Source organism: Comamonas odontotermitis (assembly GCF_020080045.1).
Taxonomy (GTDB): Bacteria; Pseudomonadota; Gammaproteobacteria; order Burkholderiales; family Burkholderiaceae_C; genus Comamonas; species Comamonas odontotermitis.
Map to the genome: position 1 here is coordinate 23,584 of NZ_CP083451.1, position 26,784 is coordinate 50,367.

Here is a 26,784-nt window from a genome sequence, read left to right on the forward strand (position 1 = left end):
CCACCATGGACCGCTCCCTGGGCGCAAGGCTCGCCAGATACCCCGTCATGGCTACCCTCTACGGTGCCGAGCAGATGGGCGCATTCCTGGCCAGCGATGCCGAAGTCGCCATCGTCGCGAATATCGAGCTGCGAAAGCTGCGCCTGGTGGTCTCCACGATCACCAAGGCAGACAAGCTCGCCATCGTGAACATCGACAGCTGCGACGGCATATCACAGGACAAGGGGGCGGTGGACTACCTGGTCGATATTGGTGCCAGCAGCCTGCTGTCCACCAGAATGGCGACCATCCAGCGGGCCAACAAGGCGGGCCTGCTCACCATGCTCAAGGTGTTCGTGACCGACCGGTCCACATGGCCACGCAGCGTCAAGGCCATCGAGCAAAGTGACCCCAACCTCGTCCAGATCATGCCGGCGCCGATGCTGGCGCACATCTCCGAGGCCGAGAAGCAATCCATGCCGCCCATTGTGGCGTCCGGTTTCATCTGCAACCAGGAACACGTGGCACTGGCGCTGCGCTCAGGCGCGTGTGCGGTATCCAGCAGCGATGCGGAGCTGTGGAGCCGGGCTTCTTGATATCACGCAGCCCATTCTCTGCGTCAAAGAAATAAAAAAAGGAGCTGCCTGCGCGCATCGGTATTGGGTTCTCAAGCGTTTTAGCCATCAAAGCCCATTCTGCTCTGCGCAAGCAGCTATGCTTTACCAAATCTTCGGTTTGCTGGCTGGCTCAGAAGCCTTCATTTGCACCCAGATAGCGCCACTGCCCCACCGGCAGATTGCCCAGTGTCACCTTGCCGATGCGAATGCGCTTGAGGCCCACCACATGCAGGCCCACTGCTTCGCACATGCGGCGAATCTGGCGCTTCTTGCCTTCGCGCAGCACAAAGCGCAGCTGCTCCGGGTTTTGCCAATCCACCTCGGCGGGCAGCAGTGCCTGACCGTCCAGCGACAGGCCATGGCGCAGCAGCGCCAGCTTGTCTTCGGGGAAATGGCGCTGCACGTCCTTCTCCACCGCGCCGTACACCACACGCACCAGGTATTCCTTGTCCACCTCGGAGTCTTCGCCAATGATGTGCTTGGCGATGCGGCCGTCCTGCGTCAGCACCAACAGGCCGATCGAGTCGATGTCGAGCCGGCCGCAAGGCGCAAGCCCCTTGAGCTGGCTGAAGTTGAAACGGGTCTTGCTGCGGTCCTCGCGCCAGTGGTTGGGCGGGTTGATCAGCACCACAGCAGGCTCGTGGCCATCTTCGGCCTGCCCGCTGACATAGCCCATGGGTTTGTTGAGCAGGATCGTGACCTGCTGTGCCTGCTGCTCCTGTGCGGCGCGCTGAATTTCGATTTTGTCGGTCAGGTTCACCAACTGGCCCATCGTGGCGACCTCGCCATTGACCAGCACCCAACCATTCTCGATCCAGGCATCGCCCTCGCGGCGCGAACACATGCCCAGATCAGACAGGCGCTTGTTCACACGCACCTGGCCTTCAGCCTTGAGCTGCACGTTCTGCGCCTGGGCGGTCGCCGTCTGCATGGTGCGTGGCGTAGCATCTGCCCGCCACACATTCGCCTTGGGTTCGCTGCGGGCAGGCGGTGCAGGACGAAAACCATCACGTGAACGTTCATAGCCCCCCGGCTTTCCTGCCGCGTTGCGGGCCCCACGCGCACCCTCGTCCCCTGCGAACCGGCCTGGCGCGCCGCTGCGGCGCGCGCCTCCACCTGCACCGGCATTGCTGCGCGGTGATCCGCTTGCGCCGCGCGCGGCGGGAGCGGACGCAGGCTTGCTGCTGAGCGTCAGTTTTTTACGGCCGTCCCCCTCGGGCGAGGAAGATGCGGGCGATGGGGATGGGGCAGGAGCATTTGGCATAGCCCTGTATTGTCGCGCGAATCCCATGCCTGGCTGCCCCGCACGGCCTTGTGATCCGCCTGTCGGTGCCTGACGGGCTTACATTTTCCCGGGGTTCTTACGGAAATCGAGTCCCACGCCCCGTATTGCATCCCCATGCCAGTTCCAGCCTACGGCAAGAGGTTTGCAAAGCAGCATGAACACAGGCTTTTCACCGCGATGCGCAAATGCAAGCAGGTATGACGGATGCAACAGCACTGTTTCTGGCCGCTCCATAGCGGCGTAGCATGAAACCTCGTTTGAAAAGTATTGGAGAAACACCATGAAATGGCTTTCCCTGTGTGCGGTTCTGGCCTGTGCAGCGGCTGTCAGCGGTTGCGACCGAGGCCCTTCATCCGTACCCACTCCGCGCGCCACACCCGGCACCATGCCCGCACCCGCCACGGCGGCCCCTGGCACTCCGAGTACGGGCCCAGGCTCCGCACCCGGCGCTCCGGAAAGCAAGCCTTGAACAAGGGCCCTCTACTGCTCAAGCGCGCTCGGGGTTGACGAACCAGCCCTTGCCACGCAGGGCCTGCAGATTGAGCACACGCAGGCCGCCGTATTCAATGCGTATGGCGCCTTGCTCCTGCAGCGCCGCCAGTGCCTCGTTCACGCGCTGGCGAGACAGCCCCACCAGATAGGCCAGTTCCTGCTGGGTGATGCGCAGCACATCGCTCACGCCGGGGTAGAGCACCGGATTGAACAGGGCCGCCAGGGTGCGCGCAACACGCTCTTCGGGCCGGTTGAGGCGGTCGATCTCGCGTGCCGAGATGAACTGCGCCAGCCGTTCATTGAGCTGGTGCATCATGAAACGGTTGAATCCCAATGAATGATCGAGCAGCCAATGGAAGGTATCGACCGGAATACCGCCAATCGTGCTTTTGCGCAGGGCCTGGATGTCGTAGCGATAGGGTTCTCGCTTGAGCGCCGTACCTTCGCCAAACCAGCCACTGCGGGGCATGCCCGCGAAAGTCATGGTGCGGCCTTCGCTGTCCTCGGCACTCATCTTGAGCAGGCCTTCGATCACACCAAACCAGAAAGTGACCGGGCGCCCGACCCGGCACACATATTCACCAGGCTCTGCTTCCGTCACCACCAGTTGCCGCACGGCATGGTCACGCTCCGCAGGCTGCAGAACGCGCAACCAGGGGATGCCCGCCAGTTCATCCGGGGTGGGTGCACGCCGGCGTTGGTACAGGGATGCGGTGACAGTCATAGGGCGCAAGATTGCCGCAGAGCCTGTCGCATTCCTATAGGGAACGCACTAGTGTGCGAGGCTGGTTTGTCGCTTGCGCGCCAGCTACACTGAGGCCCAGCTTTTGATTGCATTGGAAACACCATGACCGATTTGAACACCGCCTTTGAAGCCGCCAAGGACAACGCGATGAACCTCAGCGAGCGCCCGGACAACCAGACCCTGCTCAAGCTCTATGGCCTCTACAAGCAAGGCGCCGTGGGCGACAACAACGAACCCAAGCCCGGCTTCACCGACTTTGTCGCATCTGCCAAATGGAATGCCTGGAACCAGCTCAAAGGCGTGGCGCAGGACGATGCCAAGCAGCAGTACATCGACCTGGTGAAATCGCTGGAATAACCACCAAGCCAGCCCACCCAACAACGGCCCCAGGGCCGTTTTTTATTGCCCCTGTATCGACCGTGCCGGTCAGGCATTGACCTTCAAACATGGGCACCCTGCAGTCTGGCTCGCGGGGTCGGATTTGCTTCTGCGTTACATCAAGATGGCGCAAGCTATCCGTCTTTTCTTCCGTTACCACAACCTGCTCCTCATCACAGGTAAACACCGAGAGTGCTTTCCCTAGGATTGTCGTCATAAAGACAAAATAACGTCAAAGCTGCTTCTACATTCCGTTTCAACAACGACGTGTGCTTTCAAAGCATGCGATCCATAAAAACGGTTCAGGAGACGGCACATGTCCACTACCTTTCCCAAGCTCTTGCTGCAGCATGCCGCCAGCCGGCCGCACGACGCTGCGTTGCGCGAGAAGGAATACGGCATCTGGCAAAGCTATGACTGGGCGCATCTGGCGGCCCTGGTCTCGCATATCGCGGCAGGCTTGTCGCAAGCGGGCCTCGCACGTGGCGAGCATCTGGTGCTGATCGGTGCCAACCGCCCTCGCCTCTATGCCACCATGCTGGCTGCGCAGTCGCTGGGCGCGATTCCCGTGCCGCTGTACCAGGACGCCGTTGCTGCGGAATGCGTGTTCCCCCTGAACAACGCCGAAGTGCGCTTTTGCCTCGTAGAAGACCAGGAGCAGGTGGACAAGCTGCTGGAGCTGCGCGAGCAGTGCCCGCTGATCAGCCACATCTTCTACGACGATCCGCGCGGTCTGCGCAACTATTCGGAGCCGGGCCTCGCATCGCTCGACAGCCTGATCGCCACTGGCAAGGCGTATGTCGACAGCCACCCCCAGTGGTTTGAGGGACAGGTGCACGCTACACAAAACGAGGACGTTGCCGCAATGTTCTTCACCTCGGGCACCACTGGCAACCCCAAGGGCGTGGTGCACACCCACAGTTCGCTGCTGGAGAGCGCCTCTGCAGGCGCCGAATTCGAGAATCTGACCAGCAAGGAAGAAGTGCTGGCCTACCTGCCCCCCGCCTGGATCGGCCAGAACATCTTCAGCTATGCGCAATGGCTGGCCTGTGGCTATGTGGTGAACTGCCCTGAATCGAGCAGCACCGTCAACATCGATCTGAAGGAAGTCGGCCCCACCTACTACTTTGCGCCGCCCCGTATTTTTGAAGGCATTCTGACCAGCGTGATGATCCGCATGGAAGATGCAGGCCTCATCAAACGCAAGATGTTCCACCACTTCATGGAAGTGGCCAAACGGGTGGGCCCCGCCCTGCGTGATGGCCAGCCCGTGAGCCTGGCGGACAAGATCAGCTACCGGTTGGGCGATTGGATGGTGTTTGGCCCACTGCGCAACAACATGGGCTTCAGCCGCGTGCGCGTTGCCTATACCGCTGGCGAGGCGATCGGGCCTGACCTGTTCACCTTCTTCCGCTCCATCGGCATCAACCTCAAGCAACTGTATGGGTCGACCGAAACTGCCGTTTTTGTCTGTATCCAGCCAGACAACCAGGTGTTTGCCGACACGGTGGGCAATCCGATCCGCGGTGTCGAAATCAGGATGGCCGACAACGGCGAAATCCTGGTCAAGTCCAAAGGGCTGCTCAAGGAATACTACAAGAACCCCAAGGCCACGGCCGAGGTGCTGAGCGAAGACGGCTGGTACCACACCAGTGACGCGGGCTTCATGGACAAGAGCGGCCAGCTCAAGATCATCGACCGGGTCAAGGACGTGGGCCGCTTGAAAGGCGGCGCCAACGACGGCGCGATGTTCGCACCCAAGTATGTCGAGAACAAGCTCAAGTTCTTCCCTTTCATCAAGGAAGCGGTGGCACTGGGGGACGGCCGCGAAAAAGTCTGCGCGATGATCAACATCGACTTCGAGGCCGTGGGCAACTGGGCCGAGCGCCAGAACCTGCCCTACGCGGGCTACACCGACCTGGCGCAAAAGCCCCAGGTTTATGCACTCATCAAGGATTGCGTGGAGAAGGTCAACGCCGATCTGGCAACCGATGCCATGCTCGCTGGCAGCCAGGTCACGCGCTTTCTGGTACTGCACAAGGAGCTTGATGCCGACGATGGCGAGTTGACCCGCACCAACAAGGTGCGCCGTGGCTTCATCGCCGACAAATACGGCGTGCTGGTCGATGCGCTGTATGCCGGCCGTGCGGAACAGTTCATCGAAACGCAGGTGAAGTTCGAAGACGGCCGCACCGGCAGCGTGAGCGCCACCTTGAAGATCGACGACAGCAAGACCTTCACGCCCGTGAAGTCTGTCGCCTGAAGCCCTTGCCGAGAGAAAGCCACCCATGAGCAAAAAAATCGGTGACGTCATTTTGGACATCCAGAACATCAGCCTGCGATTTGGCGGTGTGAAGGCGCTGACGGACATCTCCTTCAACGTCAAAGAGCATGAAATCCGCTCGATCATTGGCCCCAACGGTGCCGGCAAGAGCTCCATGCTCAATTGCATCAACGGCGTCTATACGCCATCGGAAGGCTCGATCACCTTCCGTGGCCAGACCTTTGCGCACATGAACAGCCGCCAGGTGGCGGAGATGGGCGTGGCCCGTACCTTCCAGAACCTGGCGCTGTTCAAGGGCATGAGCGTGATCGACAACATCATGACCGGCCGCAACCTCAAGGTCAAAAGCAACATCCTGATGCAGGCCTTGCGCATCGGCCCTGCGCAGCGCGAGGAAATGCAGCAGCGCGAGTTTGTCGAGCACATCATCGATTTCCTGGAGATTCAGGCGTACCGCAAGACACCCGTGGGCCAGTTGCCCTACGGCCTGCAAAAGCGTGTGGACCTGGGCCGCGCACTGGCCATGGAACCACAGGTGCTGCTGCTGGACGAGCCGATGGCAGGCATGAACGTTGAGGAAAAGCAGGACATGTGCCGCTTCATCCTGGATGTGAACGACGAGTTCGGCACCACCATCGTGCTGATCGAGCACGACATGGGCGTGGTGATGGACATATCGGACCGCGTGGTGGTGCTGGACTACGGCAAGAAGATCGGCGACGGCGCACCCGATGAAGTGCGCGCCAATGAAGACGTGATTCGCGCCTACCTCGGCGCTGGCCACTGAGCACAGGTTCCAGGAGCGAAGCATGGCATTTTTTCTCGAAACTCTGTTTGGCGGCCTGATGGTGGGCATGCTCTATGCGCTGATTGCGCTGGGCTTTGTACTGATCTTCAAGGCATCGGGCGTCTTCAATTTCGCCATGGGAGCCATGGTGCTGTTTGCAGCCCTGGCCATGGCGCGTTTTTCCGAATGGATTCCCAAATGGCTGGGCATGGAGCCGGGCGTCATCAGCATCACCCTGGCGCTGGCAGTCGCCATGGCCATCATGGTGGGCGTGGCCTGGCTGATCGAGCGCTTTGCGCTGCGCTACCTCGTCAACCAGGAGCCCATTGCCCTGCTGATGGCAACCCTGGGCATCGCCTACTTCCTGGACGGTCTGGGGCCGCTGATTTTCGGTTCGGCCGTGTACAGCATCAACGTGGGCATGCCCAAGGATCCGATGTTCGTGCTGGAGAACATCTTCCAGGGCGGCGTGCTCATCAGCCAGGAAGACCTGTATGCCGCAGCTATTGCCGCCGTGCTGGTGGTTGCCTTGAGCATCTTTTTCCAGAAAACCAAGACTGGCCGCGCACTGCGCGCCGTGGCTGACGACCACCAGGCCGCGCAATCCATCGGCATTCCGCTCTCGCGCATCTGGGTGATCGTCTGGTCGGTCGCAGGCTGTGTGGCTCTGGTGGTGGGCATCATCTGGGGCAGCAAGCTGGGTGTGCAGTACTCGCTGTCGCTGGTGGCACTCAAGGCCCTGCCGGTGGTGATTCTGGGCGGCCTCACATCAGTGCCGGGCGCGATTGTCGGCGGCCTGATCATCGGCATTGGCGAAAAGCTCTCCGAGGTCTATCTGGGCCCCATGGTGGGCGGCGGCATCGAAACCTGGTTTGCCTATGGCCTGGCGCTGTGTTTCCTGCTGTTCCGTCCTCAAGGTCTCTTCGGGGACAAAATCATCGACCGCGTGTAACTGGAGACCTGACCTATGTTTTATCGTGAAAATGGCCAGTTCAAGACCAGCTACGCGGCCGATCAGCAGATCTTCCCTGTTCTTCAGGACAAGTGGGCCATCATTGCCATCCTGCTGGTGGCCTTTCTGGTGGTTCCTTTCACCTTCAGCAACTACACCTTCCAGGCGGTGCTGATTCCCTTCCTGATCATGTCGCTGGGCGCCATCGGTCTCAACATCCTGGTGGGCTACTGCGGCCAGATCTCGCTGGGAACGGGCGCCTTCATGGCCGCCGGAGCCTATGCTGCCTACAACTTCCATGTGCGCTTCGAAGGCATGCCGCTCATTCTGTCGCTGATCGGCGGAGGCCTTGTCGCCATGTTGATCGGCGTGTTGTTCGGCCTGCCCAGCCTGCGCATCCGTGGCCTCTATCTGGCGGTGGCCACGCTGGCAGCGCAGTTCTTTGTCGATTGGCTCACCAGCCGTGCAGCCTGGGTCACCAACAACTCTTCTTCGGGCTCGGTAAGCGCCGGCAAGCTGTCGGTGTTTGGCATGGCTATCGAGACGCCGGTGCAGAAATACCTGTTCTGCCTCGCCATCCTGTGCGTGCTGGGCCTGCTGGCCAAGAACCTGGTGCGCAGTGCCGTAGGCCGCGAGTGGATGGCCATGCGCGATATGGACGTGGCCGCCAGTGTGATCGGCATTCGTCCCATGTACGCCAAGCTCTCGGCCTTTGCCGTCAGCTCTTTCATTGTGGGCGTGGCGGGCGCACTATGGGGCTTTGTGCATCTGGGTGCATGGGAGCCTGCGGCGTTCAGCTTGGATCGCTCGTTCCAGTTGCTGTTCATGATCATCATCGGCGGCCTGGGCTCCATTGTGGGCAGCATCTTCGGCGCGGCTTTCTTTGTGCTGCTGCCTATCTTCCTCACCCAGGCGCCGCACTGGCTCGGTCTGCCGATTTCCACCGCCACCGCCACCTATCTGGAGCACATGGTGTTTGGCGCGCTGATCGTGTTTTTCCTGATTGTCGAGCCGCACGGATTGGCCAAGCTATGGGCCACGGCCCGCCAGAAGCTGCGTCTGTGGCCTTTCCCCCATTGATCCGTTTTCAGCAGAGCAACGCAGAGTGTTCGTGAGAGGGGTAATCAGTCCCCAACAACCCAAAGGAGATAGAACCATGTCTTTCAAGAAAGCTGTTATCGCCGCTGCCACCGCAGCGCTGGGTATGGGCGCACTGATTGCAGCCCCTGCCGCACAGGCCCAGGAGCAGTTTGTGCCGCTTCTGGTGTACCGCACCGGTCAGTTTGCGCCTCTGGGCATTCCATGGGGCGACGGCAAACAGGATTACCTCAAGCTCGTCAATGCCAAGGGCGGCATCAACGGCGTGAAGATTGCCTTTGAGGAATGCGAGACCGCCTACGACACGGCCAAGGGCGTGGAGTGCTATGAGCGCTTCAAGACCAAGGCAGGTGTCTCCAGCTTCGACACGCAATCGACCGGCATCACCTTCGCCGTGAGCGCCAAGGCCCCTGGTGACAAGATGCCCGTCGTCACCCCAGGCTACGGCCTGTCGCAGTCTGCCGATGGCCGCGCCTTTGAATGGAACTTCCCGCTGCTGGGCAACTACTGGACCGCTGCCGACTCGATGATTCAGGACATCCTGAAGAAGGAAAAAGGCAATCTCAAGGGCAAGAAGATCGCACTGGTCTACCACGATTCGCCTTACGGCAAGGAGCCCATCCCCCTGCTGCAGAAGCGCGCAGCCAAGGACGGCTTCGAGCTGATGCTGCTGCCGGTGACCGCCCCGGGCGTGGAGCAGAAATCGACCTGGCTGCAGATCCGTCAGAACCGCCCCGACTACGTGCTGCTGTGGTCTGCAGGCGTGATGACGCCTACGGCCGTGCGTGAAGCCCAGGCCACCGGCTACCCCCGCGAGAAGATGTACGCCATCTGGTGGGCAGGCTCCGACCATGACGTGAAGGACATCGGCGCTGGCGCCAAGGGTTACAACACTGTCACCATCCACAACACTGCCGAGCGCGACAAGGTGCACGACGAGGTCAAGGCCATGCTGTATGACAAGGGCCAGGGCACCGCATCGGACGCCAAGGAGCTGGGCCAGTTGGCGCACACCCGCGGCATGATGATTGCCATGCTGCAGGTGGAAGCCATCCGCGCTGCGCAAGAGAAATTCGGCAAGGGCAAGGTGATGACCAGCGAGCAGGTGCGTTGGGGGCTGGAAAACCTGAACCTCACGCAGGAACGCCTCAATGAACTGGGCTTTGGCAAGATCCTGCGTCCGTTCAAGACCAGCTGCGAAAACCACCTGGGCGCCGACTGGTCGCGCATTGCACAGTGGGACGGAGCCAAGTTCACCGCAGTCTCCGACTGGTACCAGGCTGACAAGAGCCTGATCGACCCACTGGTCAAGGAGTATGGCGAGAAGTACGCCAAGGAAAAGAACCTGCCGATTCGCAGCTGCAACTAATCCGCAGAACCATAGCTGTTCGCGCTTGCCTGGCAATATCTTCAAATGGATTTCATATTGAAATTATTGTCTGGTAAGCGCAGACAGCTTCACTTTCAATAGCATACGGTGAGGCCATGAGCACATCCAATCCCGCATCTACCGCAGCGCCGCTGCTTGTGGTCAACGGCATCGAGGTCATCTACAACCATGTGATCCTGGTGCTCAAGGGCGTGTCGCTTTCCGTACCGCAAGGCGGTATCGTTGCCATTCTGGGCGGCAACGGCGCGGGCAAGACCACGACGCTGCGCGCCATCTCCAACCTGCTCAAGGGCGAGCGCGGCGAAGTCACCAAAGGCAGCATCGAGCTGGAAGGCGAACGCATCGAAAACCTCTCGCCGTCCGACCTCGTCAAACGCGGTGTGGTGCAGGTGATGGAGGGCCGTCACTGTTTTGCGCATCTGACCATTGAAGAAAACCTGCTGACCGGCGCCTACACACGCACCAGCAAGGGCGAAGTCGCCGCCAATCTGGACAAGGTCTACAACTATTTTCCGCGCCTCAAGACCCGGCGCACCAGCCAGGCGGCCTATACATCTGGGGGCGAGCAGCAGATGTGCGCCATTGGCCGCGCCATCATGAGCAATCCGCGCATGGTGCTGCTCGATGAGCCATCAATGGGCTTGGCGCCGCAGATCGTCGAAGAAGTCTTCAACATCGTGCAGGACCTGAACCAGAAGGAAAAAGTCACCTTCGTCCTTGCCGAGCAGAACACCAACATGGCGCTGAAGTACGCAGACTACGGCTACATCATGGAAAGCGGCCGCATCATGATGGACGGCGCAGCAAACGACCTGGCCAATAACGAAGACGTGAAGGAGTTCTACCTGGGCATGGGTGGCGGAGAACGCAAGAGCTTCAAGGACGTCAAAAGCTACAAGCGCCGCAAGCGGTGGTTGGCATGAAGCACCCCCTGAGTCGCTACGCGCCTTCCCCCTCTCTCTACGCGCTTCGCGCTATGGGAGGGGGACGACACCCTCGGAGCGGGGCGGCCCTTCCTCGGTGTCTCGCATATCGGGATGTGCCAGTTTTATAGGCCACGCCCTCCACCTTCATTCACAGGATTTGCCATGAGTGCCTTCTACGACGCGCTGGAGACGCGCACACCCCATGAACGCGAAGCTGCACTGCTTGCCGCGCTGCCGCACCAGATCGCACATGCACAGCAGCATTCCAGTGCGTTTGCCACTATCTTGCAAGGTGTGGATGCAGCGAGTATTACCAGCCGCGCGGCATTGGCGCGCCTGCCTGTCACACGCAAGCACGAGCTGCTGGAGCGCCAGAAGGCCGAGCGCTCCCGCCATGCGTTTGGGGGCTTCAACGCCATCGGCTTTGGCAAGGCCATGCCGCGCATGTTTGCCAGCCCCGGCCCGATTTACGAGCCCGAAGGCAATCGCCCTGACTATTGGCGCATGGCGCGCGCCATCTACGCTGCCGGCTTTCGCGCGGGCGAGTTGGCGCACAACAGCTTCAGCTATCACTTCGTACCTGCGGGCTCCATGATGGAGTCGGGTGCGCAGGCGCTGGGCGCCACGGTGTTCCCGGCAGGTACAGGCCAGACCGAGCAGCAGGTGCAAGCCATGCTGGACCTCCACCCCCATGGCTACATCGGTACGCCCAGCTTCCTCAAGATCATCCTGGAAAAGGCGCAATCCCAGGGCCAGAAGATTGCATCACTGACCAAGGCTCTCGTCTCCGGTGAAGCGTGCCCTCCATCGCTGCGCGACTGGTTTGCCAGCCAGGGCGTGGCTGCGTACCAGTGCTACGCCACGGCCGACCTGGGGCTGATTGCCTATGAGACCAGTGCCCGCGAAGGACTGGTCCTGGACGAAGGCGTGATTGTCGAAATCGTGCGCCCCGGCACTGGTGACCCGGTGCCCGAAGGCGAAGTGGGAGAGCTGGTGGTCACCACCTTGAATACCGACTATCCACTGATCCGCTTTGGCACAGGCGACCTGTCGGCGGTGCTGCCCGGCAACTGCCCTACGGGACGCACCAATACCCGCATCAAGGGCTGGATGGGCCGCGCCGACCAGACGACCAAGGTGCGGGGCATGTTTGTGCATCCCGGCCAGGTGGCCGAGATCGTGAAACGCTTTCCCCAGGTGGAAAAAGCCCGCCTTGTAGTGACCGGTGCCATGGCGAGCGACCAAATGAGCCTGCAGGTGGAAACACGCGAATTGGGCGTAGGCCTGGCTGAGCAGATTGCAGATGCCGTGCGCGAAGTCACCAAACTGCGCGCCGAAGTCGCCCTGTTGCGCCCGGGTGAATTGCCCAATGACGGCAAGGTGATCGAGGACGCACGCAGCTACGACTGATCGGGCGCATGGTGCAAATGCCATCGCATTTTGCACACCGCAATCGTCGACGCGCTCTTACATATTGCAGCCTTGGCGCTGTGGTAAAAACCATGTATGCGGCTGTGGCCTCCCTACGGGAGGCGCAAGCCGCATTTTTATGTGTTGGCCGCCGGTGCGGTGCCCCTCATAGCAAAGGAGAGACAACCTATGACGACTGAACACTCCCACAACTATCCGGAAAATTTCAAGGCCCGCGTGGTGGGCAAGGTCGAGCATCGCATTGGCGATGGTCAACTGGAAACGATCCCTGAAAACCTCGATGTCGACGTAGCCACGGCCATTGCCAGCTTTGTCCTGTCCTGGGAATCCGAGGGCCAGCCGGTGATCGTTTCCCTGTCCAAGCCCGAGTTCGAATACCACGTCGACAATGGCAATATCCTGGTGAAGTAGAAAGCGCTGCAGAGGACCTAAAAACCCCGTGGAAGGCGCCCCGCTCCTCACAGTGAGCGGGGCGCCTTTTTCATGCCCCTGCCACGGTTCAAGCACTACACCAGCGATGTCGTGATGTGTATGCCGCCTTCCAACAGCTTGTGCACCGGGCAGGCATTGGCGATTTGCAGCAGCCGCTTGCGTTGCTCGTCATCCAGCTCACCGGCAACCCGGATCGTGCGCTCGATGGCATTGCCCGCTCCGGCCCCTGCAGGGCTGAGCTGCAGATCTACTTCAACGTGCTGCAAGGGCCACTGCTTGCGCTGTGCATACATCTGCAAGGTGATGGTCGTGCAGGCCCCCAGCGCGGACAGCAGGAGTTGAGACGGGGTAGGCGCTGTCTCCCCGCCTCCAAGGCTTGCAGGCTCATCTGCATACCAGAGATGGCCCTGGGAGTTGCCGAGTGTGACGCGGTACGGTGTATCGGTGCTATGGGCTTGTGCACTATGGGTCATGGGAAAGGTCTTCCAGGTGAATCCGTTTGCAATGAATGGCCGCTCATGCACGGCAAACCATTTGTAGCCGAAAACGAAGACCTCAGGGAGATACCAGAAAAACACGCCGGTGCTCTGCAACCTTTGGCCTTTGCTGCGCAGCGGTCCGCCCCATCAGATCCGCAGAAAGGCCAAGCCACTCGGCACAGGCAGCGCTGCGCCCTGTACCTCGCTTCGAAGATACGATCCTCCTCGATCAGCACCAGAGGCGCGGAGCGCCATGCATCGCATGGTTCCACAACGCCCAGCCGCTCATGCCCACCAAGGCAATACCGGCCAGGCGGGCGCCAAGCTCCTGTCGCCAGGCGTTCAAGCCGCCCTGCATGCGGCGCAACAGCCAGGGAGCAGCCAGCAGCCATAGGGTGCTGCCCAGGCCAAATAGCACCATCGCCAAAGCGCCGTCGAGCACGCGACCCGTGAGTGCTGCAATGGCAGCAGCTGAATAAAGCAATCCACAGGGCAGGCCTGCCCATGCCAGGCCCGCCAAACCCAAGCGGCTCGGTGATTGCAACCACCGCTGTATGCGTGCGCCGAGCGGATGGAGCCTGCGTACTACCCAGTCCGGCGGGCGGGCGCCCCACAACAACAGGCCAAGCCCTGCAAAAAGCACAACGAGCTGAAACAGCGCCCACAACGGGCGCAATGCCTGTGACCACGCCACGAACTGCGCGAGCCCGCCAACCGCGCCTCCAGCCAGCGCGCCCAGGGCAGCGTAGCTCATCAGGCGACCTCCGTGCAGGGCCAAAAGCCGCGGAAGGGATGGCTCAGCAAGCTGTGCAGCCCCCTCATGCACCAGAAGTCTGGAGGTCACAGAGTCTGCGTCCTGCCTGGGTAATGTGTTCGCACACGCCAGTCGCGCACATGGCGCACCGCACATGGCAACGCAGTGGAAGCCACCGGTCAGCCCCAATGCCAGGCAGGTTGTCATTACGCCAATCAGCATCGATCGTCTGCATTGACATCTGGCTGGCCTGCACCGGGGGCAACCGCGCCATGTTGGTTCACCTCGGAGGACGACAGCGATAGCAGCATAGTGAGTGCGGTCGCCACCACCATCAACCCCCAGAACACCAGAAAGGCAATGCTATAGATGCCCATGCGGGAGAGCGGAAGCGGCGCTCCAGCCCATTTCAGGTCTTCCGGATCGACCAAGGCAAACACCAGCATTTCCTGTATACCAGCCAGCAGAAACGCCGGCCATGCGATCCACATCCAGCGCAGAGGCCAGCTTCTGGCCGATTTGCCTTCAGTCATGGCGCTTTTCGCTGGTTGGAGCGGCGTTTGTGGATGGTGCAGGGCTCACCGCATGATTGCGGCCTTGTATTGCAGGCGCCAGCGATTTTTCAGAATGCTGCATCAGTTGCTGGTTGATACGCAGGCCATTTTGGTAATAGTTGGAGTCGATGACAGGATCCTGCCCGTGTACTGCAATCCAGCCGGTAACCACGCCCGCAGCCACCACGCTGGCCGGACCGGCAATGAGCAGCCAGACGTGTCCGAACCGCCACCAGGGGGCGCAGGGTACCTGCTCGGACGGGTGCAGCGTGGATTTGGCAGTCATGGCAAGGCTCCTGTGTGGTCTAGAGGTGAAAAAAACGGCACTCATCGCGGCACCAGAAACACCGACTTTTCGCTCACGGACTCAAATGCAGCGCCGTCCTCGGCCCGCACCTCGAATTGGAAAGCATGTGATCCCGCAGGCAAGCTGTCATAAGGAATTTGCAATCGCACCGCAACCCAGCGCGCCTGTGCTGGTGCCACTTGCGTGGTGGATTCAGAAACCACCTCCAGCCCTGTCAATCCACTGGCGCTGATACGGTAGGTACGGGTTGCCTCGGTTGCATTCATGATCTGCAAGCGGTAAACGTTTTCCAGCTTGCCGCCCGGGGCCAGACGCGCCAGCGCAGCACGGTCACGCACCACGTCCACCTTGAGCGGGGTGCGCAGGTACAGGCTGGACATCATGGCTACCGTCAATGCGGCCAGAATGCCCGCATAAATCAGAACGCGCGGACGCAGTACGCGGCGCAGCATCTGCGCTTTGTTCCAGCCACCGGCCATGGCATTCTGGGTGGCAAAGCGGATCAGCCCACGCGAATAGCCCACCTTGTCCATGACGTTATTGCAGGCGTCCACGCACAGGCCGCATCCAATGCACTCGTACTGCAGGCCATTTCGGATGTCGATGCCTGTGGGACACACCTGCACGCACAGCTTGCAATCGATACAGTCTCCCAGGCCCTGGCCACGGTGGTCCACTTTCTTCGAACGCGGGCCGCGCGGCTCGCCGCGCATGCCGTCATAGCTGACGATGAGTGTGTCCTTGTCGAACATGGCGCTCTGAAAACGTGCATAGGGACACATGTACTTGCAGACCTGTTCTCGCATATAGCCAGCATTGCCGTAGGTGGCAAAGCCATAGAACAATACCCAGAAAATCTGCCAGGAACCCTGCAGTGCCGCCAGTTCAACCGCCAATCCCCGGATGGGCACGAAGTACCCGACAAAAGTAAAGCCGGTCCACGCTGCAACGGCAAGCCACAACAGCTGCTTGAGTGTTTTCTTGCCCAGCTTCTCGAAAGTCCAGCGGCCCTGGTCCAGGCGCAGGCGCGCACTGCGGTCGCCCTCAACCTTCTTCTCGATCCAGAGGAATAGCTCGGTGTAGACGGTCTGCGGGCAGGTAAATCCACACCACAGGCGCCCTGCTACTGCCGTAAACAGGAAAAGCGACAGTGCGCTGATGACCAGCAATGCCGTCAGGTAGATGAAATCCTGCGGGTACAGGACCAGGCCAAACAGATAGAAACGCCGCGCCCCCAAATCAAACAGCACCATGGGCCGGTCACCCCAGGTCAGCCAGGGCAAGCCGTAGAACACCAGTTGCGTGAGCCACACCATGGCCCAGCGCCAGCGTGAGAGCGCGCCAGTGATAGAGCGAGGGTAAATCTTCTGCTGCGCGGCATACAGTGCGTCCACCGTTTCTGCGGGTGCAGGAACGATAGGAATGGCGCCGTATGCATCCGTGCGCGTTTTAGGGGAAGGCGGCGGCGAATTCATACAAACTGCAGGCTTGGCGGCGGTACCACACCAGAGCCCTCTGACGAGAAAAGGGCCGCGGATGCCTTGGCCCAGGCTGCCATCGGTATAACCGCGCGATGGCGTTGAACATTACGGAAACGAGTGGGTGCCTTACTTGGCGGCGCCTCCCGGGTTCGACAAGCTCCATACATAAGCCGTCAGCACCTTGATCTGCTGCTCGGTCAACTTGCCTTCTTGTGCAGGCATCTGGTTGGTGCGCCCGTTGTTGACGATGGATACGATGGCCTGCTCTCCCCAGCCATGCAGCCATATCTGATCCGTCAGGTTGGGGGCGCCGACAGCCTGGTTGCCTTTTCCATCCACACTATGGCAAGCAGCACAGGCTGTGAACTTGGATTTGCCAAGGCTGGCCCGCAAGGAATCGTGCGGGCTGTTGGACAAGCTCATCACATAGTGCGCCAGATTGCGCACATCGTCGGCCGACCCCACGGCAGCCGCCATCGGAGGCATGCTGCCATTGCGGCCTTTGTGGATGGTCTCCGAAATCTGCTCTGGCGCGCCCCCATAGAGCCAGTCGCTGTCCGCCAAGTTGGGAAAGCCTTTGCTGCCGCGCGCATCCGAGCCATGGCATTGGGCACAGTTGTTCATGAACAGGCGCTCACCAATACCCAGGGCCGCCCCGTCCTGGGCCAGTGCCTGCGTGCTCATGCCGTCAAACCGCGCATAAACCGGCGCCAGTTCCTTGCTGGCCTGCTGCACCTCATTCTGGTAACTCTGGGCCGAACTCCATTTCTTTTCTCCGGCGTAGCTGCCCAGGCCCGGATAGAGCACCAAATATGCAAGTGCGAACACAATAGTGATGACGAACAGCCCCATCCACCACAGCGGCATGGGATTGTTGGCTTCAGTCAAATCTTCATCCCACACATGCCCGGTTGTGCTGTCCTCGCCTTTGGACACCACCTTCTTTCGGGCAGTCAGAAAAAGCAGAAGCAGGCACGCAAAAATACTGAGCAGCGTGATGGCCGCTACATACCCTGACCAGAAATTGCTCGTGAAATCGCTCATTTTTGTCCCCGCTCAACTTGTGATGGCCGGGCCTCATCATCGAAAGGCAGCATGGCGTCTTCGTCGAAGCGGAGGCGGTTGCTTCTGCTGTATGCCCAGCGTGCAATGCCGACAAAGCAGGCAAACGAGGCCAGGGTAAAGAAGATTCGTAAGTCGTTGATGTCCATTGGAAGCTCCATTACTTCAATGCACGGCCCATCACCTGCAGATAGGCCACCAGCGCGTCCATCTCGGTCTTGCCTTTGAGCTCATTGGAAGCCACAGTGATCTCGTCGTCGGTGTAAGGAACTCCGACCTTGCGCAATGCGCGCATGCGAGGCGCCGCATCGGATGGATCAACGGCTGTTGTTTGCAACCAGGGATATGCCGGCATATTGGATTCAGGCACCACATCGCGCGGATTGTTCAGATGCACGCGATGCCACTCGTCGCTGTATTTGCCGCCCACACGGTGCAGATCGGGACCCGTACGCTTGGAGCCCCACTGGAACGGATGGTCGTAGACGAACTCCCCCGCCACCGAGTAGTGGCCGTAGCGCAGCGTTTCAGCCCGGAACGGACGAATCATCTGCGAGTGGCAGTTGTAGCAACCCTCGCGCAGATAGATATCGCGGCCGATCAGTTGGGTGGCGGTATAGGGCTTGAGACCGGCGATCGGCTCGGTCGTGGACTTCTGGAAGAACAGCGGAACGATCTCGACCAGGCCTCCAACGGCAACGACCAGGACGATCAAGACGATCATCAGGAAGTTGTTGGTTTCGATACGCTCGTGGCTGAAGCCCTTGCTTGTGGTTTGCTCATTGCTCATGGTGTCGTACCTTGATCAGGCGTGCGCCGGTTGCGGTGCAGGAATGGCGACCCGGATGGAACGCCCGGAGATCACCGTCATCCATACATTCCAGAGCATCAGCAGCATTCCGCTCAGGTACAGGAGGCCTCCCAGCGCACGGATGACATAGAAGGGGTAGGTGGCCTTGACGCTTTCAACGAAGGTATAGGCCAACGTGCCATCGGCATTGACTTCGCGCCACATGATGCCCTGCATCACGCCTGCGATCCACATGGCGGCGATGTAGAGCACGATGCCTACGGTGCTCAGCCAGAAATGCAGTTCAATGGCACGGATGGAGTACATCTTCTCGCGACCGAACAGACGCGGAATCAAGGCATACAGCGAGCCCATGGTGATCAGACCCACCCAGCCCAGCGCGCCAGCATGCACATGGCCCACCGTCCAGTCGGTGTAGTGGCTGAGGGCGTTGACCGTCTTGATGGACATCAGCGGCCCTTCAAAGGTTGCCATGCCATAGAAGGACAGCGAAACAATCAGGAAGCGCAGGATCGGGTCGTCGCGCAGCTTGTGCCAGGCCCCCGACAGGGTCATGATGCCGTTGATCATGCCGCCCCAACTGGGCGCCAGCAAAATCAGGGAGAACACCATGCCAACCGATTGCGCCCAGTCAGGCAGAGCGGTGTAGTGCAGGTGGTGCGGACCGGCCCACATGTAGGTAAAGATCAGCGCCCAGAAGTGCACGATGGACAAGCGGTAGCTGTACACCGGACGGCCTGCCTGCTTGGGAATGAAGTAGTACATCATTCCCAGAAATGCTGCGGTGAGGTAGAAGCCCACGGCATTGTGGCCGTACCACCATTGCACCATGGCGTCCTGTACACCCGCATAAGCCGAGTAGCTCTTCATCCAACCGGAAGGAATGGCTGCACTGTTCACGATATGCAGCAATGCAACGGCAATGATGAAGGCCCCGAAGAACCAGTTGGCCACATAGATGTGGCGCACCTTGCGGATGCCCACCGTTCCGAAGAACACGATGGCGTACGCCACCCAGACGAGGGTGATGAGCACATCAATGGGCCACTCCAGTTCGGCATACTCCTTGCCCTGCGTGTATCCCAGTGGCAGGCTGATGGCAGCAGCCAGTATGACGGCTTGCCAGCCCCAGAAGGTGAAGCTGGCCAGCCTGGGGCAGAACAGCCGGGTATGCCCGGTACGCTGCACGATGTAGTAGCTGGTGGCAAACAGCGCGCAGCCGCCAAAGGCGAAGATCACGGCGTTGGTGTGCAAAGGACGCAGGCGCCCATAACTCAGCCATGGAATACCGGCACCGATCTCTGGCCAGGCCAGTTGTGCGGCAATGAACAGCCCTACAGCCATGCCGACAACACCCCAGACCACCGCCATGAAGGCGAATTGGCGCACTACGGTGTCGTCGTAATGGGTGGTGCTGGCTTGTGAAGAAGTCGCAACCATTTTGTCCCTCGTTGACAGGTCGGAAGCTCGGCTTGCCATGGCATCCATGGCCAAGAGGTCTGCCTGTTCGGCACAACAACGGATGAAATCCGGCTTTCCTGACCGATAGTGTTCGCCTTCGTTGCCCCAAGCCCTTTGACTTGCCTCAAGAGTCATGCAGGATGCGTTCAGCTTCCGGCTCCACGCTCTCGAACTGACCACTGTGTACGGCCCACCACAACGCGGCCACAACCAGCAACACCAGCAGCACTGACAGGGGGATGATCAGAAAGAGGATGTCCATTCAGTGTCTCCAGGCCGCTCAGGTGCGGCCCATTGCCTGCGTTTTGGGGGTTGCCGCCGTGCCTGAGACGGCGCCTGCCCGTGCCACGCCGGTCGCTGGCCAGCGGAGCAGCCGGGCCGCATTCAATACCACGGCCAGCGAGCTGAGCGCCATGCCCAGCCCTGCCAGCCATGCAGGCATGTGCCCCAGCATGGCCAGCGGCACACAAAGCACGTTGTAGGCAGCTGCCCATAGCAGGTTCTGGCGGATCACGCGCAGCGTGGCGCGCGCGTGCAGCATGCAGCATGCCACCACACGCAAGTCGCCACCAGGAATCACGATGTCGGATTGCGCCTGCGCCAATGGCAGCGCGTCTCCCATGGCGAACGACACCTGCGCGGCAGCCAGCACCGGCCCGTCGTTCAAACCGTCCCCCACCATGGCGATGCGGTGCCCCTTCGATTGCCGGGCCTGTAGCCAGTCCAGCTTTCCTGCAGGCGAGCATTGGCCGTGGGCCACTTCGAAGTCCAACTGGTGCGCCAGTACCTGCACCGCCTCTTCACGATCGCCCGACAGCAGGCAGATATGCAGCCCGGCCTGGCGCAGCGCCTGCAATGCCTGGAAAGCTTCTGGCCTCGGTGATTCGGTCAGGCTGAAGGCGGCCAAAGGCTGCCAAGGCCCCTGGTGGCAGCCGCGCCAGGCCAGAACCAGCCGAGCGCCGGGTGCCTCGTCTTGCGGCAATTCGGTGAATGCAGCCGATCCCAGACGCAGCTCGAACGATTGCCCTGTCGGTGGCATCGCAGCATGGATGGGGAAATTACCCAGCTGGACGACACGTGCCTGCAGGCCGTGGCCCGCAACTTCATGCACCTCGTCCATTCGCCAGCCAGACGCTTCACCCGTGTCTGGCTGCACCAGCGCGCGCGCGGCGGGATGATGCGATTGACGGGCCAGCAAGGCAGCCAGCCGAGATACTTCCTTGCCCGGCAACGGGCCCAGGATGGTGACCTGCTGCAAGCTCAACCGGCCATCGGTGAGCGTGCCGGTCTTGTCGAACACCACGGTATCGACATGGTTCAATTGCTCCAGCGCCTGCAGGCGCCGCACAAGCGCGCCATGGCGCGCTGCCGCACCAGCCGCGCACAGCAAGGAGGCAGGTGCAGCCAGCGACAGCGCACACGGGCAGGTGACGATGAGTACCGCCACGGCCACCATCAGCGCCTGCGCAGGGCCCTGTGGCCACCACAACACGGCCGCCAGCACGGCACACAGCAGTACACCCCACAAAAAAGGCCGCGCCACCCGGTCGGCCAATTGCACCATCGCCGGCTTCTGCGTGGCCGCCTGGCGCATCAGGGCCACCATGCCTGCGTAAACGGTCTGCTCGCCGAGCCGCACCACTTCGATATCCAGTGGCGCAACCAGGTTGGCGCTGCCGCTCACCACGCTGTCGCCGATTGTCTTGGGCCGAGGCGTGGCCTCGCCCGTGAGCAGCGATTCGTCCGCCTGCGAGTAGCCCCTGCGCACCACTCCATCGGCTGCAAAGATATCACCGGGCAGCACATGAATCGTGTCTCCCACGCGCAGATCGCTCAGCGCCACGGGCTGCAGCCCGCCGTTTTGCTCGACACGCTGGACCGATTGCGGCAGGCGATTCAATGCCGCGTCCAACAAACCCGCGTTGCGGTGGCGCAGACGCTGCTCCAGCAGGCGGCCGGAGAGCAGAAAGAACACGAACATCGTGAACGAGTCGAAGTACACCTCGCTCCCGAAAGGGCCACCCGGGTCCAGCGTGCCCAGCGTGCTGACGCCGAAGGCGATGCCCATGCCCAGGGCCACTGGCAGGTCCATGCCGACCTGACGCCTGCGCAAATCACGCCAGGCTCCCTTGAAAAAGGGCTGACAGGTGAACAACAGCACTGGCAGCGAAATCACCGATGAGGCCCAGCGCAGCAGCGATTCCATGTCTGCGCTCAGGTCCCCGGGTTGCGCCACGTACACCGGCCACGCGTACATCATGACCTGCATCATGCAAAACGCCGCCACCAGCCAGCGCCACAGCAACTGGCGGGATTCTTGCCTGCGCAGCTCACGCACCGAGGCATCCATGGCGGGCTGCACCCGGTAGCCCGCCGCCTCGATGGCGGCTATCCAGCGCGAGGGGCGTGTCTGCCCCGCCAACCACACTACCCGCGCGCGCTCGGCAGACGTGCTGACTTCCACCTGCTCCACGCCTGACACGGTGCGCAGTGCGTCCTCGATGGTCAATGCACAGGCAGCGCAATACATACCGCCGATCACGATGTGTGATTCCCACCGACCGGCAATGTCGTCCAGACAGCGACCAAAGCGCGGCCATTCCCGGGCATCGTCCAGCAGCAGCGTTCCCAAAACGGGACCGCTCCCCGCTTCGTGAGAGGCGGGATGGGAATCGTCTACGGGCCGTGCATGACTGTCCTGCATGGCAAGAGCTTAGTCAGCTCGCCATACCTGCATCTTGATGCGCATCAAGCGTTGCCGACTGCGCCCGGACATCCCATGCCTTGCGGCAGATGCAACCGATCTGCTTCTTGCAGACTGGTGGATGGCGTTACCCTCGTCCGCTGCTTTGCATCTCACAAAGCCGGATGCAAAAAAGCCAACATGCGTTGCATGTTGGCTTTCTGATTGCTATCGCTGTCGCCATAGCTGTTACCGTTGCCTTTGCTGCCAGCACCTGTCGCATCAGCGTAGGTGCTGGAGCAGGCAGTTAGCTGCCAGGGATTACTTGGCCACTACTCGCACCATTTCAAGACACTTGTTGGAGTAGCCCCATTCGTTGTCGTACCAGGAGACGACCTTCACAAAGGTCTTGTCCAGGGCAATGCCGGCTTCGGCGTCGAACACGGAGGTGCAGGTTTCACCACGGAAGTCGGTGGCCACCACCTTGTCTTCGGTGTAGCCCAGCACGCCCTTGAGCGCGCCTTGCGATTGCGCCTTCATCTCGGCGCAGATTTCTTCGTAGGTGGCTTCGCTGTTCAGCTCCACGGTCAGGTCCACCACAGAGACGTCAGACGTAGGCACGCGGAAGGACATGCCGGTCAGCTTCTTGTTCAGCTCGGGAATCACCACGCCCACTGCCTTGGCGGCGCCGGTGCTCGAAGGAATGATGTTTTCGAGAATGCCACGACCACCGCGCCAGTCCTTGTTCGAAGGGCCGTCCACGGTCTTTTGCGTAGCAGTGGCGGCGTGCACGGTGGTCATCAGGCCGCGCTTGATGCCCCACTTGTCGTTCAGCACCTTGGCCACGGGAGCCAGGCAGTTGGTGGTGCACGATGCGTTGGAGATGATGGCCTCGCCCTTGTAGCTCTTGTCGTTCACGCCGTACACGAACATGGGGGTGTCGTCCTTGGAAGGCGCCGACATGATCACCTTCTTGGCACCCGCGTCGATGTGCTTCTGCGCGGTTTCCTTGGTGAGGAAGAGGCCGGTGGATTCGATCACCACGTCCGCGCCCACTTCGTTCCACTTCAGAGCGGCAGGATCACGCTCTTGCGTGAGACGGATCTTCTTGCCGTTGACGATCAGGGTGTTGCCTTCCACAGAAACTTCACCGTCGAAGCGGCCGTGCACGCTGTCGTACTTCAGCATGTAGGCCAGGTAGTCAGGCTCCAGCAGGTCGTTGATGGCAACGATTTCGATGTCAGAAAAATTCTGCACTGCCGAGCGCAGCACATTGCGGCCGATACGGCCAAAACCGTTGATACCTACCTTGATTGCCATGGTTTTCTCCAAGTAAATGAAATTCTGGATGCCCATCCGGCTGCAGCAATGGCAATGTGGCGATCGATTCGCCACTGGGTGCCGCTTTTGAGGCCCGGCGGAGCGACAAGCGCATACGCCCCGGCACAGCAGAGCCACCGAGGCGCTTCAATCATGCCGCGTATTGTAGAGGCGCCCTGTATCGTGGCGCTTTTATGGGCCATTGGCCTGGTGCCTGCCTGTGACGGCTGCGCGACAGCAGCGGCACAGCCTGCAACCCGATAGGCATGAAAAAGGCCCCGCAACGGGGCCTTGGGATCGTCTTGCTCTGCAGACCGGGAGTTCAGGCTGCCACTGCCTCGGCCGCCTGTATGCGTCGGCGGCGCCACCGCATGCCCAGGCCGCCCAGAATGGCCAGCAGCAGGCCTGCACCCATCATCAACGGGGCTTCCGCGCTGCTGCGGTCGGCGTCTTCCTGCATGTACTTGGCCATCTGCGCATAAGGCAGGATTTCCTTGCCATCGCCCTTGACGGCGTATGCGTCGTTGTTCGAGCTGGTGGCGTCGTACGAGACCTGAATGGTGTCGGCGTTCGCCATATCCTGCACCTTGGATTCCGGCACCAGGGTTGGCAGGCGCACGGTCAGCTTGTCTCCGGACTGGGGCTGCACATCCACTTCATAGTAGTAGGAGTGGCTCTCGCCGCCGCGGCGACGCTTTTTCGTGACCGTCACCTTGCGGGCGCCTGCCACCTCGCCTTGCACCACGGCCAGGGCCGATTCCTGCGGGATGCCTCCGCCGGTAGCGCTCTGGTAGAGCAGATAACCGCCAAAGCCCAGCAAGGCAAGACCGCCAAGCAGCAGATAGCGCGCATATCCCAGGATGAAATTCATAGACTTTCTTTCTCCCCCCTTTTTCGAGGGTTCACTGTTATAGGTATGGCAACTATAGCCATAACCTATAACAACCAAAAGTCTATCTATCAGTGATTAGCGTTTCTGCAACGCCACTTGCACCGTGTTGGCCACATTTTCGGCGGTGAAGCCAAAGTGCTCGAACAGCACGCCAGCCGGTGCCGATTCGCCATAGGTGTCGATGCCGACCACGGCGGCGCAGCCGTACTTCCACCAGAAGCCAGTAACACCCATTTCCACGGCCACGCGTGGCAGGCCCGCTGGCAGCACGCTGGACTTGTACTTGACATCCTCCTTGTCGAAGGTCGTGGTGCTGGGCATGGAGACCACGCGCACGGCAATCTTGCGCTCGGCCAGCAGACGCTGGGCCTTCAAGGCCAGTTGCACTTCGGAGCCGGTGGCAATGATCACGGCCTCGGCCTTTTTCTTCAGGCCAATGTCGGCGGGCTCGGAGAGCACGTAGGCGCCACGGCTGATGTTGCCAATGGCCTCGCCATTCTTGGGCGCGTAAGGCAGATTCTGGCGCGACAGCAGCAGAGCTGTCGGCTTGTCGCGGTTGGTCAGCGCCACGCTCCAGGCCACGGCGGTTTCGGTGGTATCGGCCGGGCGCCACACGTCCAGATTCGGAATCAGGCGCAGGCTGGCTGCATGCTCGATGGACTGGTGGGTCGGGCCGTCTTCGCCCAGGCCGATGGAGTCGTGCGTGAACACGTGCACCACGCGCCGCTTCATCAGCGCCGCCATGCGGATAGCGTTGCGGCTGTAGTCGCTGAAGGTCAGGAAGGTGCCGCCGTAAGGAATGTAGCCGCCATGCAGCGCCACGCCGTTCATGATGGCGGCCATGCCGAATTCGCGCACGCCGTAGTTGATGTGGCGGCCAATCTGGCCGTCTTCGGTCTTGACCACGTTGCCCTTGTCATCCACACGGAAGGCAGGCGTCGACTTGGTGTTGGTGAGGTTGGAGCCGGTCAGGTCGGCAGAGCCGCCCAGCAGCTCGGGTAGCGCTGCGGTGAAGGCTTCCAGCGCCAGTTGGCTGGCCTTGCGGCTGGCCACGGTCTCGCCCTTGGCGTGGGCGCCGGCCACGGTTTCCACCGCGATCTGGGCAAAGTTCTTGGGCAGGTCGCCTGCCATGCGGCGCTTGAGCGCTTCAGCCAGCTCGGGGAAGGCCTTGGCGTATTCGGCAAACTGGGCGTCCCAGGTCTTTTCGGCCTTGGTTCCCAGTTCCTTGTGATCCCACGCGGCGTAGACGTCCGCAGGAATCTCGAACGGGCCATGGTTCCAGTCCAGCACAGAGCGGGTGAGCGCGATTTCTTCCGCACCCAGCGGCTCGCCGTGGGCCTTGCTCGTGTCCTGGCGGTTGGGGCTGCCCTTGCCGATGCTGGTCTTGCAGATGATGAACGATGGCTTGTCTGCCACCTTCTTGGCCTTGGCGATGGCATCGCTCACGGCCTTGGCGTCGTGGCCGTCGATCGGGCCGATGACGTTCCAGCCGTAGGCTTCAAAGCGCTGGGCGCTGTTGTCGACAAACCAGGGTTGCACCTTGCCGTCGATGGAGATGCCATTGTCGTCGTACAGCGCGATCAGCTTGCCCAGCTTCCAGGCGCCAGCCAGCGCGCAGGCTTCGTGGCTGATGCCTTCCATCAGGCAGCCATCGCCCAGGAAGACATAGGTGTGGTGGTCCACCACATCGTGGCCCGGACGGTTGAATTCGGCGGCCAGCAGCTTTTCTGCCAGCGCAAAGCCCACGGCATTGGTGATGCCCTGACCCAGCGGGCCGGTGGTGGTTTCCACACCGGGGGTGATGTCCACTTCGGGGTGGCCCGGGGTCTTGCTGTGCAGTTGGCGGAAGTTCTTGAGCTCTTCGATCGGCAGCTTGTAGCCGCTCAGGTGCAGCAGTGCGTAGATCAGCATGGAGGCGTGGCCGTTCGAGAGGATGAAACGGTCGCGGTTGATCCAGTGCGGGTTGACGGGGTTGTGCTTGAGGTGCTTGCTCCACAGCGCCACAGCCATGTCTGCCATGCCCATGGGAGCACCGGGGTGGCCGGAATTGGCTTGTTGAACGGCATCCATTGCGAGTGCGCGGATCGCATTCGCCATATTCTGAGTGTTGACCATGGGAGTGGGAGAGGTTGAAAGCAACAAACCCGGCATTTTACTGGCGTGCCCGCAAAGCCGCTGGGCCAT

Annotated in this window: 28 protein-coding genes; 11 read left to right on the forward strand and 17 right to left on the reverse strand. The window is 61.0% G+C overall.

Annotated features, from left to right (window positions below; genetic code table 11):
- Nucleotides 1-5: 5 nt before the first annotated feature.
- Nucleotides 6-575 carry a glycerol-3-phosphate responsive antiterminator gene (locus LAD35_RS00080; RefSeq protein WP_224150743.1) on the forward strand — a complete coding sequence of 190 codons (570 nt, stop codon included), beginning with the start codon at nucleotides 6-8 and terminating at the stop codon, nucleotides 573-575.
- A 151-nt stretch (nucleotides 576-726) separates the two neighbouring features.
- Here LAD35_RS00080 and LAD35_RS00085 read toward each other — a convergent pair whose 3' ends face one another.
- Together LAD35_RS00085 and LAD35_RS00090 are read right to left on the reverse strand one after the other, a co-directional pair.
- Nucleotides 727-1,860 (reverse strand): pseudouridine synthase, encoded by a 1,134-nt coding sequence (locus LAD35_RS00085; protein WP_377779659.1) that lies wholly within the window; start codon nucleotides 1,858-1,860, stop codon nucleotides 727-729.
- Nucleotides 1,861-1,938: 78 nt separating this feature from the next.
- Nucleotides 1,939-2,163: a hypothetical protein gene (locus LAD35_RS00090; protein ID WP_224150744.1), complete on the reverse strand. Its 225-nt coding sequence runs from the start codon at nucleotides 2,161-2,163 to the stop codon at nucleotides 1,939-1,941.
- Between LAD35_RS00090 and LAD35_RS00095 the strand changes: the two genes are divergently transcribed.
- On the forward strand, nucleotides 2,162-2,350 hold the full coding sequence (locus tag LAD35_RS00095) for a hypothetical protein (RefSeq protein WP_224150745.1): 189 nt from the start codon (nucleotides 2,162-2,164) through the stop codon (nucleotides 2,348-2,350). The genes LAD35_RS00090 and LAD35_RS00095 overlap by 2 nt on opposite strands.
- 18 nt (nucleotides 2,351-2,368) lie before the next feature.
- Here the strand turns inward: LAD35_RS00095 and LAD35_RS00100 are convergent, their stop codons facing one another.
- On the reverse strand, nucleotides 2,369-3,097 hold the full coding sequence (locus LAD35_RS00100) for a Crp/Fnr family transcriptional regulator (RefSeq protein ID WP_224150746.1): 729 nt from the start codon (nucleotides 3,095-3,097) through the stop codon (nucleotides 2,369-2,371).
- Nucleotides 3,098-3,220: 123 nt separating this feature from the next.
- Between LAD35_RS00100 and LAD35_RS00105 the strand changes: the two genes are divergently transcribed.
- The 9 genes from LAD35_RS00105 (at nucleotide 3,221) to LAD35_RS00145 (ending at nucleotide 12,775) form a co-directional block, all read left to right on the forward strand.
- Nucleotides 3,221-3,475: an acyl-CoA-binding protein gene (locus tag LAD35_RS00105; RefSeq protein ID WP_224150747.1), complete on the forward strand. Its 255-nt coding sequence runs from the start codon at nucleotides 3,221-3,223 to the stop codon at nucleotides 3,473-3,475.
- 337 nt (nucleotides 3,476-3,812) lie between these two features.
- Complete coding sequence (locus tag LAD35_RS00110; RefSeq protein WP_224150748.1) at nucleotides 3,813-5,759, forward strand: AMP-dependent synthetase/ligase; 1,947 nt, start codon at nucleotides 3,813-3,815, stop codon at nucleotides 5,757-5,759.
- Between the two features lie 25 nt (nucleotides 5,760-5,784).
- A complete protein-coding gene (locus LAD35_RS00115; RefSeq protein WP_184710149.1) occupies nucleotides 5,785-6,567 on the forward strand; it encodes an ABC transporter ATP-binding protein in 783 nt (260 codons plus the stop codon).
- Between the two features lie 22 nt (nucleotides 6,568-6,589).
- Nucleotides 6,590-7,519: a branched-chain amino acid ABC transporter permease gene (locus LAD35_RS00120; protein WP_224150750.1), complete on the forward strand. Its 930-nt coding sequence runs from the start codon at nucleotides 6,590-6,592 to the stop codon at nucleotides 7,517-7,519.
- A gap of 15 nt (nucleotides 7,520-7,534) precedes the next feature.
- Nucleotides 7,535-8,599, forward strand: a complete 1,065-nt coding sequence (locus tag LAD35_RS00125) for a branched-chain amino acid ABC transporter permease (RefSeq protein ID WP_224150751.1) — start codon at nucleotides 7,535-7,537, stop codon at nucleotides 8,597-8,599.
- 76 nt (nucleotides 8,600-8,675) lie between these two features.
- Nucleotides 8,676-9,986 (forward strand): ABC transporter substrate-binding protein, encoded by a 1,311-nt coding sequence (locus LAD35_RS00130; RefSeq protein WP_224150753.1) that lies wholly within the window; start codon nucleotides 8,676-8,678, stop codon nucleotides 9,984-9,986.
- Between the two features lie 116 nt (nucleotides 9,987-10,102).
- Nucleotides 10,103-10,930, forward strand: a complete 828-nt coding sequence (locus tag LAD35_RS00135) for an ABC transporter ATP-binding protein (RefSeq protein ID WP_224150754.1) — start codon at nucleotides 10,103-10,105, stop codon at nucleotides 10,928-10,930.
- Between the two features lie 165 nt (nucleotides 10,931-11,095).
- Nucleotides 11,096-12,343, forward strand: a complete 1,248-nt coding sequence (locus LAD35_RS00140) for a phenylacetate--CoA ligase family protein (RefSeq protein WP_224150755.1) — start codon at nucleotides 11,096-11,098, stop codon at nucleotides 12,341-12,343.
- Nucleotides 12,344-12,532: 189 nt separating this feature from the next.
- Nucleotides 12,533-12,775 (forward strand): hypothetical protein, encoded by a 243-nt coding sequence (locus LAD35_RS00145; RefSeq protein ID WP_184710161.1) that lies wholly within the window; start codon nucleotides 12,533-12,535, stop codon nucleotides 12,773-12,775.
- A gap of 95 nt (nucleotides 12,776-12,870) precedes the next feature.
- Here LAD35_RS00145 and LAD35_RS00150 read toward each other — a convergent pair whose 3' ends face one another.
- The 14 genes from LAD35_RS00150 to tkt form a co-directional block, all read right to left on the reverse strand.
- Nucleotides 12,871-13,269 carry an OsmC family protein gene (locus tag LAD35_RS00150; protein WP_224150757.1) on the reverse strand — a complete coding sequence of 133 codons (399 nt, stop codon included), beginning with the start codon at nucleotides 13,267-13,269 and terminating at the stop codon, nucleotides 12,871-12,873.
- Between the two features lie 235 nt (nucleotides 13,270-13,504).
- Nucleotides 13,505-14,251, reverse strand: coding sequence for a sulfite exporter TauE/SafE family protein (locus LAD35_RS00155; protein ID WP_317986722.1), 747 nt, complete (start codon nucleotides 14,249-14,251; stop codon nucleotides 13,505-13,507).
- On the reverse strand, nucleotides 14,245-14,562 hold the full coding sequence (locus LAD35_RS00160; protein WP_224150759.1) for a hypothetical protein: 318 nt from the start codon (nucleotides 14,560-14,562) through the stop codon (nucleotides 14,245-14,247). Before LAD35_RS00160 ends, LAD35_RS00155 begins: the two co-directional genes overlap by 7 nt.
- A complete protein-coding gene (locus tag LAD35_RS00165) occupies nucleotides 14,555-14,869 on the reverse strand; it encodes a FixH family protein (RefSeq protein ID WP_224150760.1) in 315 nt (104 codons plus the stop codon). The genes LAD35_RS00160 and LAD35_RS00165 overlap by 8 nt, the downstream gene beginning before the upstream one ends.
- A 41-nt stretch (nucleotides 14,870-14,910) precedes the next feature.
- Complete coding sequence (gene ccoG, locus LAD35_RS00170; RefSeq protein WP_224150761.1) at nucleotides 14,911-16,365, reverse strand: cytochrome c oxidase accessory protein CcoG; 1,455 nt, start codon at nucleotides 16,363-16,365, stop codon at nucleotides 14,911-14,913.
- 132 nt (nucleotides 16,366-16,497) lie between these two features.
- Nucleotides 16,498-17,415 carry a cytochrome-c oxidase, cbb3-type subunit III gene (ccoP, locus tag LAD35_RS00175; protein ID WP_224150763.1) on the reverse strand — a complete coding sequence of 306 codons (918 nt, stop codon included), beginning with the start codon at nucleotides 17,413-17,415 and terminating at the stop codon, nucleotides 16,498-16,500.
- Nucleotides 17,412-17,582: a cbb3-type cytochrome oxidase subunit 3 gene (locus LAD35_RS00180; RefSeq protein WP_377779663.1), complete on the reverse strand. Its 171-nt coding sequence runs from the start codon at nucleotides 17,580-17,582 to the stop codon at nucleotides 17,412-17,414. Before LAD35_RS00180 ends, ccoP begins: the two co-directional genes overlap by 4 nt.
- Nucleotides 17,583-17,593: 11 nt before the next feature.
- Nucleotides 17,594-18,223, reverse strand: a complete 630-nt coding sequence (gene ccoO, locus LAD35_RS00185; protein ID WP_224150764.1) for a cytochrome-c oxidase, cbb3-type subunit II — start codon at nucleotides 18,221-18,223, stop codon at nucleotides 17,594-17,596.
- A gap of 15 nt (nucleotides 18,224-18,238) precedes the next feature.
- The gene (ccoN, locus tag LAD35_RS00190; RefSeq protein WP_224150766.1) at nucleotides 18,239-19,684 is read right to left on the reverse strand and encodes a cytochrome-c oxidase, cbb3-type subunit I; all 1,446 of its coding nucleotides are present in this window, start codon (nucleotides 19,682-19,684) and stop codon (nucleotides 18,239-18,241) included.
- Nucleotides 19,685-19,829: 145 nt separating this feature from the next.
- Nucleotides 19,830-19,967, reverse strand: coding sequence for a cbb3-type cytochrome oxidase assembly protein CcoS (gene ccoS, locus LAD35_RS00195; protein ID WP_224150767.1), 138 nt, complete (start codon nucleotides 19,965-19,967; stop codon nucleotides 19,830-19,832).
- 18 nt (nucleotides 19,968-19,985) lie between these two features.
- A complete protein-coding gene (locus tag LAD35_RS00200) occupies nucleotides 19,986-22,409 on the reverse strand; it encodes a heavy metal translocating P-type ATPase (protein WP_224150768.1) in 2,424 nt (807 codons plus the stop codon).
- 300 nt (nucleotides 22,410-22,709) lie between these two features.
- Entirely contained in the window at nucleotides 22,710-23,708 is a 999-nt protein-coding gene (gap, locus tag LAD35_RS00205) for a type I glyceraldehyde-3-phosphate dehydrogenase (protein ID WP_224150769.1), read from the reverse strand.
- Between the two features lie 322 nt (nucleotides 23,709-24,030).
- On the reverse strand, nucleotides 24,031-24,579 hold the full coding sequence (locus tag LAD35_RS00210; RefSeq protein WP_184710180.1) for a hypothetical protein: 549 nt from the start codon (nucleotides 24,577-24,579) through the stop codon (nucleotides 24,031-24,033).
- 96 nt (nucleotides 24,580-24,675) lie between these two features.
- Nucleotides 24,676-26,715, reverse strand: a complete 2,040-nt coding sequence (tkt, locus tag LAD35_RS00215; protein WP_224150770.1) for a transketolase — start codon at nucleotides 26,713-26,715, stop codon at nucleotides 24,676-24,678.
- Between the last annotated feature and the right edge of the window lie 69 nt (nucleotides 26,716-26,784).

What these genes read in the sequence shown, in the direction of transcription:
- LAD35_RS00080 (WP_224150743.1), top strand. Translation starts at nt 6, where the DNA reads ATGGACCGCTCCCTGGGCGCAAGGCTCGCCAGATACCCCGTCATGGCT.
- LAD35_RS00085 (WP_377779659.1), bottom strand. Translation starts at nt 1,860, where the DNA reads ATGCCAAATGCTCCTGCCCCATCCCCATCGCCCGCATCTTCCTCGCCC.
- LAD35_RS00095 (WP_224150745.1), top strand. Translation starts at nt 2,162, where the DNA reads ATGAAATGGCTTTCCCTGTGTGCGGTTCTGGCCTGTGCAGCGGCTGTC.
- LAD35_RS00090 (WP_224150744.1), bottom strand. Translation starts at nt 2,163, where the DNA reads ATGGTGTTTCTCCAATACTTTTCAAACGAGGTTTCATGCTACGCCGCT.
- LAD35_RS00100 (WP_224150746.1), bottom strand. Translation starts at nt 3,097, where the DNA reads ATGACTGTCACCGCATCCCTGTACCAACGCCGGCGTGCACCCACCCCG.
- LAD35_RS00105 (WP_224150747.1), top strand. Translation starts at nt 3,221, where the DNA reads ATGACCGATTTGAACACCGCCTTTGAAGCCGCCAAGGACAACGCGATG.
- LAD35_RS00110 (WP_224150748.1), top strand. Translation starts at nt 3,813, where the DNA reads ATGTCCACTACCTTTCCCAAGCTCTTGCTGCAGCATGCCGCCAGCCGG.
- LAD35_RS00115 (WP_184710149.1), top strand. Translation starts at nt 5,785, where the DNA reads ATGAGCAAAAAAATCGGTGACGTCATTTTGGACATCCAGAACATCAGC.
- LAD35_RS00120 (WP_224150750.1), top strand. Translation starts at nt 6,590, where the DNA reads ATGGCATTTTTTCTCGAAACTCTGTTTGGCGGCCTGATGGTGGGCATG.
- LAD35_RS00125 (WP_224150751.1), top strand. Translation starts at nt 7,535, where the DNA reads ATGTTTTATCGTGAAAATGGCCAGTTCAAGACCAGCTACGCGGCCGAT.
- LAD35_RS00130 (WP_224150753.1), top strand. Translation starts at nt 8,676, where the DNA reads ATGTCTTTCAAGAAAGCTGTTATCGCCGCTGCCACCGCAGCGCTGGGT.
- LAD35_RS00135 (WP_224150754.1), top strand. Translation starts at nt 10,103, where the DNA reads ATGAGCACATCCAATCCCGCATCTACCGCAGCGCCGCTGCTTGTGGTC.
- LAD35_RS00140 (WP_224150755.1), top strand. Translation starts at nt 11,096, where the DNA reads ATGAGTGCCTTCTACGACGCGCTGGAGACGCGCACACCCCATGAACGC.
- LAD35_RS00145 (WP_184710161.1), top strand. Translation starts at nt 12,533, where the DNA reads ATGACGACTGAACACTCCCACAACTATCCGGAAAATTTCAAGGCCCGC.
- LAD35_RS00150 (WP_224150757.1), bottom strand. Translation starts at nt 13,269, where the DNA reads ATGACCCATAGTGCACAAGCCCATAGCACCGATACACCGTACCGCGTC.
- LAD35_RS00155 (WP_317986722.1), bottom strand. Translation starts at nt 14,251, where the DNA reads ATGCTGATTGGCGTAATGACAACCTGCCTGGCATTGGGGCTGACCGGT.
- LAD35_RS00160 (WP_224150759.1), bottom strand. Translation starts at nt 14,562, where the DNA reads ATGACTGAAGGCAAATCGGCCAGAAGCTGGCCTCTGCGCTGGATGTGG.
- LAD35_RS00165 (WP_224150760.1), bottom strand. Translation starts at nt 14,869, where the DNA reads ATGACTGCCAAATCCACGCTGCACCCGTCCGAGCAGGTACCCTGCGCC.
- ccoG (WP_224150761.1), bottom strand. Translation starts at nt 16,365, where the DNA reads ATGAATTCGCCGCCGCCTTCCCCTAAAACGCGCACGGATGCATACGGC.
- ccoP (WP_224150763.1), bottom strand. Translation starts at nt 17,415, where the DNA reads ATGAGCGATTTCACGAGCAATTTCTGGTCAGGGTATGTAGCGGCCATC.
- LAD35_RS00180 (WP_377779663.1), bottom strand. Translation starts at nt 17,582, where the DNA reads ATGGACATCAACGACTTACGAATCTTCTTTACCCTGGCCTCGTTTGCC.
- ccoO (WP_224150764.1), bottom strand. Translation starts at nt 18,223, where the DNA reads ATGAGCAATGAGCAAACCACAAGCAAGGGCTTCAGCCACGAGCGTATC.
- ccoN (WP_224150766.1), bottom strand. Translation starts at nt 19,684, where the DNA reads ATGGTTGCGACTTCTTCACAAGCCAGCACCACCCATTACGACGACACC.
- ccoS (WP_224150767.1), bottom strand. Translation starts at nt 19,967, where the DNA reads ATGGACATCCTCTTTCTGATCATCCCCCTGTCAGTGCTGCTGGTGTTG.
- LAD35_RS00200 (WP_224150768.1), bottom strand. Translation starts at nt 22,409, where the DNA reads ATGCAGGACAGTCATGCACGGCCCGTAGACGATTCCCATCCCGCCTCT.
- gap (WP_224150769.1), bottom strand. Translation starts at nt 23,708, where the DNA reads ATGGCAATCAAGGTAGGTATCAACGGTTTTGGCCGTATCGGCCGCAAT.
- LAD35_RS00210 (WP_184710180.1), bottom strand. Translation starts at nt 24,579, where the DNA reads ATGAATTTCATCCTGGGATATGCGCGCTATCTGCTGCTTGGCGGTCTT.
- tkt (WP_224150770.1), bottom strand. Translation starts at nt 26,715, where the DNA reads ATGGTCAACACTCAGAATATGGCGAATGCGATCCGCGCACTCGCAATG.